The organism is Roseomonas rosulenta (assembly GCF_016106005.1).
Taxonomy (GTDB): domain Bacteria; phylum Pseudomonadota; class Alphaproteobacteria; order Acetobacterales; family Acetobacteraceae; genus Neoroseomonas; species Neoroseomonas rosulenta.
This window is the reverse complement of the sequence record NZ_JACADR010000167.1, coordinates 1-9,829: the sequence shown is the minus strand read 5'-3', so window position 1 is coordinate 9,829 and position 9,829 is coordinate 1. Positions and strand designations below refer to the sequence as shown.

Annotated in this window: 8 protein-coding genes; 5 read left to right on the top strand and 3 right to left on the bottom strand. The window is 72.7% G+C overall.

Annotation, left to right across the window (positions count from 1 at the left end; all coding sequences use genetic code 11):
* Positions 1 to 227: 227 nt before the first annotated feature.
* The 4 genes from HW578_RS17730 (at position 228) to HW578_RS17715 (ending at position 5,251) form a co-directional block, all read left to right on the top strand.
* Positions 228 to 965: a VIT1/CCC1 transporter family protein gene (locus tag HW578_RS17730; protein WP_369407915.1), complete on the top strand. Its 738-nt coding sequence runs from the start codon at positions 228 to 230 to the stop codon at positions 963 to 965.
* A 28-nt stretch (positions 966 to 993) separates the two neighbouring features.
* Positions 994 to 3,627 carry a cation-translocating P-type ATPase gene (locus HW578_RS17725; protein WP_198371940.1) on the top strand — a complete coding sequence of 878 codons (2,634 nt, stop codon included), beginning with the start codon at positions 994 to 996 and terminating at the stop codon, positions 3,625 to 3,627.
* 68 nt (positions 3,628 to 3,695) lie between these two features.
* On the top strand, positions 3,696 to 4,856 hold the full coding sequence (locus HW578_RS17720) for an amidase (RefSeq protein ID WP_198371939.1): 1,161 nt from the start codon (positions 3,696 to 3,698) through the stop codon (positions 4,854 to 4,856).
* Positions 4,856 to 5,251, top strand: coding sequence for an AtzH-like domain-containing protein (locus HW578_RS17715; protein ID WP_232479069.1), 396 nt, complete (start codon positions 4,856 to 4,858; stop codon positions 5,249 to 5,251). The genes HW578_RS17720 and HW578_RS17715 overlap by 1 nt, the downstream gene beginning before the upstream one ends.
* A 57-nt stretch (positions 5,252 to 5,308) precedes the next feature.
* Here HW578_RS17715 and HW578_RS17710 read toward each other — a convergent pair whose 3' ends face one another.
* Entirely contained in the window at positions 5,309 to 6,553 is a 1,245-nt protein-coding gene (locus HW578_RS17710) for a Zn-dependent hydrolase (RefSeq protein WP_198371938.1), read from the bottom strand.
* Positions 6,554 to 6,999: 446 nt separating this feature from the next.
* Here HW578_RS17710 and HW578_RS17705 point away from each other — a divergent pair, with 446 nt between their 5' ends.
* Positions 7,000 to 7,482 (top strand): septal ring lytic transglycosylase RlpA family protein, encoded by a 483-nt coding sequence (locus tag HW578_RS17705; RefSeq protein ID WP_232479068.1) that lies wholly within the window; start codon positions 7,000 to 7,002, stop codon positions 7,480 to 7,482.
* Between the two features lie 88 nt (positions 7,483 to 7,570).
* Here HW578_RS17705 and pap read toward each other — a convergent pair whose 3' ends face one another.
* Positions 7,571 to 9,058 (bottom strand): polyphosphate:AMP phosphotransferase, encoded by a 1,488-nt coding sequence (gene pap, locus HW578_RS17700; protein WP_198371937.1) that lies wholly within the window; start codon positions 9,056 to 9,058, stop codon positions 7,571 to 7,573.
* 89 nt (positions 9,059 to 9,147) lie between these two features.
* Positions 9,148 to 9,829 (bottom strand): tyrosine-type recombinase/integrase (locus HW578_RS17695; RefSeq protein WP_198371936.1); only part of this gene is annotated, 682 nt, incomplete at its 5' end.

Sequence of the window (9,829 nt, the reverse complement as noted above, 5' to 3'; positions counted from 1 at the left end):
GGCGGGCCGTCGCCGCGCGGCGCGCGCCCCTCCGCCGGGCGGCCCGGCCCCGGGCCGGGCTGGGCCATGGCCTCGGGCGCCCACAGCACCGCGCACAGCACGACCAACATGATCCGCAGCATCGCCGTTCCCTCCGTGCGCGGTCGGGCCATTGTGCAGTTGCGAACCTGTCGCGGCCGCCGCGATGCGCTAGCGTTGGTCCCATGGACACGCCGCCGCAAGCCCCCGTGGGCGATACCCTGACCCGCGACGGGCTCTGGCCCATGCCGCCAGGCCCCCCGCACGAGGAAAAGCACTTCACCCAGAACGAGGTGGTGCGCGACCTCGTGATCGGCACCGCCGATGGCCTGACCGTGCCTTTCGCGCTCGCCGCCGGGCTCTCGGGGGCGGTCGCCGCCAATCCGCTGATCGTCACCGCGGGCCTGGCCGAGATCGCCGCGGGGTGCATCGCCATGGGGCTTGGCGGCTACCTCGCCGCGCGCAGCGAGGCCGACCACTACGCCGCCGAGCGCCGCCGCGAGGAGGCCGAGACGGTCGAATACGAGGATCGCGAGCGCTGGGAGGTGGCCGCCATCCTGCACCGCTACGGCGTGCGCGGGGACGCGCTGCGCCTGGCGGTCGATTCCATCTGCGCGGACAAGCGCCGCTGGGTCGACTTCATGATGCGCTTCGAGCTCGACCTGAAGGAGCCCGAGCCGCAGCGCGCCGCGAGATCGGCCATCGCGATCGGCGGCGCCTATGTGGTGGGCGGCATGATCCCGCTCTCGCCCTACATGATCCTCGCGAGCACGGGCCAGGCGCTGGCGGTGTCCTGTGTGCTCACGGCCTGCGCGCTGTTCGGCTTCGGCTGGCTGAAGTCGCGCGCGACCGGGCTGCCGCCCGTGCGCGGGGCATTGCAGACTCTGGGCATCGGCGGCGCGGCGGCGGCGGTCGCCTACCTGGTCGCCAAGGCCGTGGGCGGCTGAGCGGCAGCGGCGGCGCCGGCCGACGCCTATGGCGGTGGAGCCCTGGCACGCCCTGCCACCGGCCACGGTGCTCGCGCGGCTCGGGGGACATCGCGGCGGGCTGAGTGCGGGCGAAGCGGCGCGGCTGCTTGCGCGGCACGGCGCGAATTCGCTGCCGGCGCCGCCGCGGCCGGGCCTCGCTGCGCGCGTCCTGCGGCAGTTCGAAGACCTGCTGATCCGCGTGCTGCTGTTGGCCGTGGCGCTGACCGCGCTGCTGGGCGAATGGGCGGATACGCTGGTGATCCTCGCTGTCGTGGTCATCAACGCCATCATCGGGCTGCTCCAGGAGGGCCGCGCCGAGCGAGCGCTCGAGGCGATCGGAGGGTTGCTCGCCCCGCGCGCCGCCGTGCTGCGCGACGGCGCGCGAGAGAGCCTGCCGGCCGCGATGCTGGTGCCCGGCGATGTGGTGCTGGTCGAGGCCGGCGACCGTGTTCCGGCCGACCTGCGCCTGCTCGACGCCGCCGCGCTGCGGATCGACGAAGCGGCGCTGACCGGCGAATCCGTGCCGGCCGAGAAGGACGCCAAGGCTGTCCCGGACGCCGCGCCGCTGGCCGAACGCGCCTGCATGGCCTTCACCGGCACGCTGGTGGTGGCCGGCCACGCGCGCGGCGTGGTGGTGGCGACCGGCGGGGCGACCGAGATCGGTCGCGTCGGCGCCATGCTGGCCGGGCTCGACACCGCGCAGACACCGTTGCTGCGGCAGATGGCGCGTCTCGCGCGCCTGCTGACGGCGCTGGTGCTGGCACTGTCCATCTTGGTCTTTGCCGTGGCAGTGCTGCTTCGCGGCATGCCGCTGGCCGAGGCCGTGCTGGTCGTGGTCAGCCTGGCCGTCTCCGCCATCCCAGAGGGGCTGCCGGCTGTTCTCTCGGTGACCTTGGCGCTGGGCGTGCGGCGCATGGCCGCGCGCCGCGCCATCATCCGCCGCCTGCCGGCGGTCGAGACGCTGGGCGCAGTCAATGTGATCTGCACCGACAAGACCGGCACCCTGACCACCAACGAGATGGCGGTGCGCAGCGCCGTCTGGCCAGGAGGTGAGGGGCGTGTCAGCGGCGAGGGCTATGCACCCGGCGGCGTGCTCGCGGTGACGGGCGCGCCGCCGCCGCAGCGCCTCATGGATGTGGCGCTGCTGTGCAACGATGCGGCGCTGCGCGAAGGTCCGCAGGGCTGGACGGTGGAGGGCGACCCGATGGAGGGCGCCCTGCTCGCCTTCGCCGCGCGCGCCGGCGCGGACGCCGACGCGCTGGCGGCCGAGAGCCCGCGGCGCGCGACCCTGCCCTTCGACGCCGTGCATCGGCTGATGGCGACGCTGCATTGCGTGCCGTGCGGCGCGCTGCTGGCGGTAAAGGGCGCGCCGGAAGCGGTGCTGCCGCGCTGCATTGCGCAGGCCGGCGGCGGCGCCTTCGACGCCGCATCCTGGATGGCGCGCGCCGAGGCCATGGCGGCGCGCGGCGAGCGCGTGCTCGCGCTGGCGCTGCGGGAGTATGCGGGCGCGCCGGCGATGCCGGACCTGCCCGAGGGGCTGACCCTACTGGGCCTGCTCAGCCTCGCCGATCCGCCGCGGCCGGAGGCGCGCGCCGCCGTCGCCGAATGCCGTGCGGCGGGCATCCGCGTGGTGATGGTCACCGGCGACCACGCCGCAACGGGTGTTGCCATCGCCGCCGAGCTCGGCATCGCCGCGCAGCCGCGCGCGCTGACCGGCGCCGCGCTCGATGCCCTGGACGCGGCGGGCTTCGCGCAGGCCGCATCGCGCACCGACGTCTTCGCCCGCGTCAGTCCCGAGCAGAAGCTCCGCCTTGTCGAGGCGCTGCAGCGCGACGGCACCGTGGTGGCGATGACCGGAGATGGGGTGAACGACGCGCCGGCACTCAAGCGCGCCGATATCGGCATCGCCATGGGGCGGCGCGGCACGGAGGCCGCCAAGCAGGCGGCGCAGATGGTGCTGACGGATGACGACTTCGCCTCGATCGCGGCGGCGGTGCGCGAAGGACGGACGGTGTACGACAACCTGCGCAAGGTGATCCTGTGGAACCTGCCGACGGATGGCGGGGAGGCGCTGGTCATCGCCGCCGCCGTGCTGTTCGGCCTGGCGCTGCCAATGACGCCGCTGCAGGTGCTGTGGATCAACACCATCACCGCCACCGCGCTCGGCATGGCGCTGGCGTTCGAGCCGACCGAGCGCGGCATCATGGCCGAGCCGCCGCGCGACCCGCGCCGGCCGATGCTCTCGGGCTTCCTGCTGTGGCGCTTCGGGCTGGTCTCGGTGCTGATCGCCGCCGCCGCCTTCGGCGCCTTCGAATGGGTCCTGGCGCGCGGCGGCGACGAGGCTCTGGCGCGCAGCGTGGTGGTCAACACGATTGTGGCGCTCGAGATCGCCTACCTCTTCTCGGTCCGGCGCGAGAGGAGCACGGTGTTCACCGCGCTGTCGCCCTCGCCGGCGCTGTGGCTGGGCATCGGCGCGACGGTGGCGGCGCAGGCCCTGCTGACCTACGCGCCGCCGCTGCAGACGGTGTTCGGCACGGCGGCGCTGGGCGCGGCCGAATGGGGCGCGGTCTGGCTGGCGGCGCTGGTATTCCTCGGCGTGTTGGAAGTGGAGAAGGCGCTGCGGCGCAGCGCCGCGCGCTGACCGGCGGCGCCGGTTTCCGCCATGCTGCATCTGGCCCTAGGCTGCGGCTTCCCCTGCGCGGAGCCGCCATGTCCCCCTTCGTCCCCGGTACTTCGGTGCGCATCGAGGGCCGCCCCGGCGGCCCGCTCGCGGGCCTGACCTTCGCCGCCAAGGACCTGTTCGACGTGGCCGGCCACCCGACCGGCGGCGGCAACCCCGACTGGGCGCGGCAGAACCCCATCCCGACGCGCCATGCCTGGGCCGTGCAGGCGCTGCTCGATGCCGGCTGCACCCTGGTTGGCAAGACCATCACGGACGAGGTCTCGCTCGGCATCCTTGGCGAGAACGCCTTCGAGGGCACGCCGGAAAACCCCGCCGCGCCGGGGCATGTGCCGGGTGGGTCGTCCTCGGGTTCGGCCAGCGCGGTGGCGGCGGGCATGTGCGACACGGCGCTCGGCACCGACACGGGCGGGTCCGTGCGCGTGCCGGCGAGCTTCTGCGGGCTGTATGGCATCCGCCCGACGCATGGGCGGCTCGACCTGACGGGGATGCTGCCGCAGGCGCCGACCTCCGACACCACGGGCTGGTTCGCGCGCGATGCGGCGACCTTCGCGCGGGTCTCCGCCGTGCTGCTGCGGGAGGCGATCGCCCCCGCGCTGCCAGGCCGGCTGGTCATCGCGACCGACGCCTTCGGCTTCGCCGACCCCGCCACCTCCGCCGCGCTGCAGCCGATGCTGGACCGCCTGAAGCGCATCATTCCCGACCGGCGGGAAGACATCATGGCGCCGCCCGGCCTCAGCGCCTGGTCGCGCGCCCAGCGCACGCTGCAGCCGGTCGAGGCCTGGGAGACCTTCCGCCCCTGGGTCGAGCGCGACAATCCGCGCTTCGCCTTCAATGTCGCGCGCGGCCTGGTGCTGGGTGCGACCATGCCCGAGGCCGAGCGCGGCTGGGCTGCGCTGGTGCGGCGCGAGGCGCGCGGGCGGCTCGCGCATCTGCTCCCCGCCGGCACGGTTCTGGCGATCCCGACCACGCCCTTCCCGGCGCCGCCGACCGGCATGCCGCTGCCGGAACTGGAAGGCGTTCGCGCCGCGATCAACGTGCTCTGCGCGCATGGCGGGCTCGCGGGGCATCCGCAGGTCAGCATTCCCGGCGCGCTGGTCGAGGGCCGCCCGGTCGGGCTCTCGCTGCTCGCCGCACGCGGCGCCGATGCGCTGCTGGTCGCCACTGCCCTTGCCCTGGAGAATGCCTGATGGACGTGAACATCCCCGAGGTGGTGGAGGAGGTCCGCGCGCTGTTCGAACGCTACGAGCAGGCGCTGATCGACAAGGATGTCGATGTGCTCGACGCCACCTTCTGGAATTCGCCGCTGACCATCCGTTCCGCCATCCACGAGAACGGCTATGGCTTCGACGAGATCCATGCGCATCGCGTACGCCGCCCGCCCGGCCCGGGGATCAAGCTGGCGCGCCGGCGCCTCGTGATCACCACGCTCGGCCGCGACATCGCCACCGTTCACCTGGAATTCGACATGCGTGGCCGCGACATGCCCGCCCGCCAGAGCCAGACCTGGGTGCGCCTGCCCGATGTCGGCTGGAAGGTGGTCCTGGCGCATGTGTCCGTGACGGAGAGCCAGCCCGCCTACTGACCGCGGTCCAGGGGGCCGTTGCCCCCTGGTGGAGGTCGAGGGGGCAAGGCCCCCTCGTCACATCTGCCGATTGGCCCTGGCCACGACGGCCTCGAACAACACCTGGCAGCCCGCCTCCGCTTCCTCCGGCAGGATGCTCTCCGCCTCGTTGTGGCTGAGCCCATCCTTGCAGGGCGTGAAGATCATCGCGGTGGGGATGCTGCGCGCGACATAGACGGCATCGTGCCCCGCGCCGGAGATGATCTCGCGCGAAGAGAAGCCGAGGCGCTGCGCCGCCTGGCGCACCAGGTCCACGCAGGACGGGTCGAAGGGCTGCGCCGGGATGCGGAACAGTTCGGTCAGGTCGAGCCGGCAGCCGGTCTCGGCGACCAGGCGCTGCGCCTCGGCCGGGAAGCTTTCCGCCAGGCCCGTGATCTGCGCGTCGTCGGGGTGGCGGAACTCGGCGGAGAAGCGCACCTCGCCCGGCACCACGTTGCGCGAGGGCTGGGCGATCTGCAGGAAGCCCACGGTGCCGCGGCCATCCTCGCCGCGCTCGCGCATCAGCCGGTCCACCAGCGTGACCACGCGCGCGGCGGCGACCAGCGCGTCGCGGCGTGCGGAGGGCGGCGTTGTGCCGGCATGGCTGTCCTGGCCGATGATGACGGCGTCGTACCAGACCTGCGCCTGCGCGCCGGTGACGATGCCGACCTGCTTGCCCCCGCGCTCCAGGATCGGCCCTTGTTCGATGTGCAGTTCGAAATAGGCGTCGGCGGGGAAGGGCTTTGCCGCGTGCGGGCCCTTGTAGCCGATGCTGTCCAGGGCTTCGGAGACCGAGACGCCATCGACGTCGCGCAGGCCATAGGTCTTCTCGAGGCTGTAGATCCCCGCCCAGGTGCCCGATCCCATCAGCGAATGGCCGAAGCGCGAGCCTTCCTCGTCGGTCCAGTTGATGAGCTCGATCGGCGCCTCGGTGGTGATGTTGAGGTCGGCCAGCGTGCGCATCACCTCGAGCCCGGCGATCACGCCGAGCGCGCCGTCGAACTTGCCGCCGGTCGGCTGGCTGTCGAGGTGGCTGCCCAGCAGCACCGGCAGGCGCGCGGGGTCGCGGCCCTCGCGGCGGGCGAACATGTTGCCGATGGCGTCCACGCGCACGGTCAGGCCCAGCGCCTCGCACCAGCCCTTGAACCGGTCGCGGCCCTGCTTGTCGACATCGCTGAGCGTCAGGCGCTTCACCCCGCCCTTGGGGGTGGCGCCGATCTCGGCCATCGCCATCAGGCTGTCCCACAACCGCTTGCCGTCGATGCGCTGGTTGGTGCCGCTCATGTGCCGTCGTCCGTGCTGTCGTGCGCGAGAGGGCGGCGTGTACTGGACGGGCCGGCCTGCGCCAATCCCCCGGCCCGGCGGGTTCCGGCGCGGCCGCCGGGGGGGGGATTTGCGGCGGTAGCGGCGCCTGCCCCTGCCTGCGGTGAATACAATATAAACCGGATTTAATTCAATCCAGGCGTTGGCCAGTCATAATAGAAATCATGCCAAAATACTTTGCCATTCCTGCAAGTCACGATGGTCGCGCCGCGCTGCGGTCTTTGGGTGTGTCCTGCCCCGCGGGGGCGGGGTATTGCGCGCGCCCGGGAATTGCTGCAAGGGAATGGGCGTTGCCGCCGCCCCCCGATCGCGAATTCAGGCAACGACACGTGGAGACCACCGCGCGCCGCCGGGCGCGCCGCCCAGAATGGCCAGTGCCGCCAAAACCGCCGAGGAGTACGCCCCCCATGGCGTTGCAACGACACGAACCTGCCCTCCGCCCCGCGCGCGCCGCATCCCTGAGGGCCGCCGCGACCTGCGCCGCGATCGGCCTGTCGCTTCTCACCATGGGCTGCGCCCAGTCGGCCGAGGGCGACGCCCAGCCCGTGGCTGCCGCCACCCAGGATCACCGCCCGGTCGGCGCGCCGCAGGTCGGCGTGGCCTCCTACTACGCGCGGCATTTCACCGGGCGACGGATGGCCAATGGCGACCGCTTCGACCCGCACTCCGACACGATCGCGCACCGCACCCTGCCCTTCGGGACGCTGGTGCGCGTGACCAACCTGAACAACGGGCGCAGCGCCACCGGCGTCGTGCAGGACCGCGGGCCCTGGACGCGCGGGCGCATCGTCGACCTCAGCCCGCGCATCGCGCACAACCTCGACATGATCCGCAGCGGCGTCGCGCGGGTCGAGGTGGTGCCCGTCGAGGTGGCCGAGGCGCGCGACTGACAGAGCCCGACACCGCCCCCGGGCGGCAGCCGCGGCCCATTCGGGCCGCCTGGCTTTGCGCCACAATCGGCGCGAAAGGGTGGCGCCCTCAGCCCTTGCGCTTCAGCGCCGCCTCGACCCGTTCCGCCAGGGTGCGGATCACCTTCACCCGGGCATGCAGCTTGTTGTCGGCCTCGACCAGCGTCCAGGGCGCGACCGAGGTCGATGTGCGCTCCACCATCTCGCACACCGCCTCCTCGTAGGCGTCCCATTTCTCGCGGTTGCGCCAGTCCTCGGCGGTGATCTTGTGCTGCTTGAAGGCGGTTGCCTCGCGTTCCTTGAAGCGACGGTGCTGCTCGTCCTTGCTGATCGCGAGCCAGAACTTCGCCACCACGGCGCCATGGCCGGCCAGCTGCTCCTCGAAGTCGTTGATCTCGCCATAGGCGCGGCGCCAGTCGTGCTCGGGTGCGAAGCCCTCGACGCGCTCGACCAGCACGCGCCCATACCAGGACCGGTCGAACACCGTGAGCCTGCCCGGGCGCGGCACATGCCGCCAGAAGCGCCACAGATAGGGCTGCGCGCGCTCCTCCTCGGTGGGGGCCGCCACCGGCACGATGCGATAGGCGCGCGGGTCGAGAGCGGCACCGAGGCGACGCACCGCGCCACCCTTGCCGGCGGCGTCATTGCCCTCGAACACGGCGATCACGCTGATCTTCCCATAGCGCTTGTGGCGCGTCGCGCGCGCGAGGCGCCCCTGCGCCTCGGCCAGTTCCGCCTCGTAGTCCTTGCGCGACATCTCCTGATTGAGGGTCAGGGCGCGGATGATGTTGACGCGGTCGGGCGGCGGGGAGGCAGCGACGGTGGGCATCGCCGGCTTCGCCGCCGCCGCGTCGAGCCTGGCGCGCATCGCGCCCAGCAGGTGGCGGCCGACGAACAGCGCGCGGTAGCGCTCGTCGGCCGCCGGCACCACCGTCCAGGGCGCCTCCCCGGTCGAGGTCTCGCGCAGGAAGGGCTCGCAGACCTCGATGAAGTCGTCGTAGCGCTCGAACAGCGTGCGGTCGTAGCGGGTGACCTTCCACGACGTCTCGCGGTCCTTCTCCAGCGCCTTGATGCGCTTCTTCTGCTGCGCCTTCGACAGGTGGAACCAGTATTTCACCAGCAGCACGCCCTCGGCGGCCAGCATGCGCTCGAGGCGCATGATCTGCTCCATCCGCTGGGCGAAGCCGCCGGCGCCGAGGCCGCCCATCACGCGTTCCAGGATCGGCATGGTCTGCCAGGCGCCGAAGAAGACCCCGATGCGTCCCTTGGGCGGCAGCGCCTTCCAGAAGCGCCACATCGGCGGGTGGGCGGCTTCCTCTTCGGTCGGCAGCGCAAACCCCGAGACCTCGATGAAGCGCGGGTCCATCCATTCGCTGAGCAGGTGGACCGTCTCGCTCTTGCCAGCACCCTCGACGCCGGCGATCAGCACCAGCACGGGGAAGCGCTTCTGCTCGCCGAGCTCGCGCTGCGCCTGCAGCAGCGCGCGGCGCAGCTCGCCTTCCTCGCGCTTGTAGTCCTCCTTCGAGACCCGGTGGTCGAGCTCCGCAGCTTCGAACATTGCGCATCCATCCCTGCGGCGCGCCGCATGCCGGGCGCGTCCTGCGCGGGGATCATGCCGGCTTGCGTGCGGGCGTGGTAGCGGCGCCTTCACCCGGCGCGCGGATGCGCCTTCTTCCAGGTCGCCAGCAGCCCCGCCGCATCCACCGCCGTGTAGCGCTGCGTGGTGGACAGGCTGGCATGGCCCAGCAGGTCCTGGATCGCGCGCAGGTCGGCCCCCGCGCCCAGCAGGTGGGTGGCGAAGGAATGGCGCAGCGCATGCGGGGTGGCATGTTCCGGCAGTCCGGCCAGGCGGCGGAATTCCCGCAGGCTTCGTTGCGCAACCGCGGCATCGAGCCGCCCGCCGCGCGCGCCGAGGAACAGCGGATCCTCCGGCGCGCCGGGGCCGCGATGCCTCAGGTAGTCCGCCATCGCCACGCGCACCGCCGGCAGCACCGGCACCAGCCGTTCCTTGGACCCCTTGCCGACCACGCGCAGCGCGCCCTCGCGCCCCGGCAGCGGCGCATCGATCAGGTTCAACGCCAGCGCCTCGGCGATGCGCAGCCCGGCGCCGTACAGCAGCGTGAACAGCGCGACGTCGCGCGCGGCCTGCAGCGGCGCGCGCTCGTGCCGCGCGGGGTCGTAGTGCTCGCCCACCTCCTGCGCGACGGCGCGCGCATCCTCGGGTGTCAGCGCGCGCGGAATGGGCGCCTTCGGCCGCGGCCCGCGCAGCGAACCGAGCGGCAGCGCCGCCATGCCGTGCCGGCGTGTCAGGAAGCGCAGGAAGCCACGG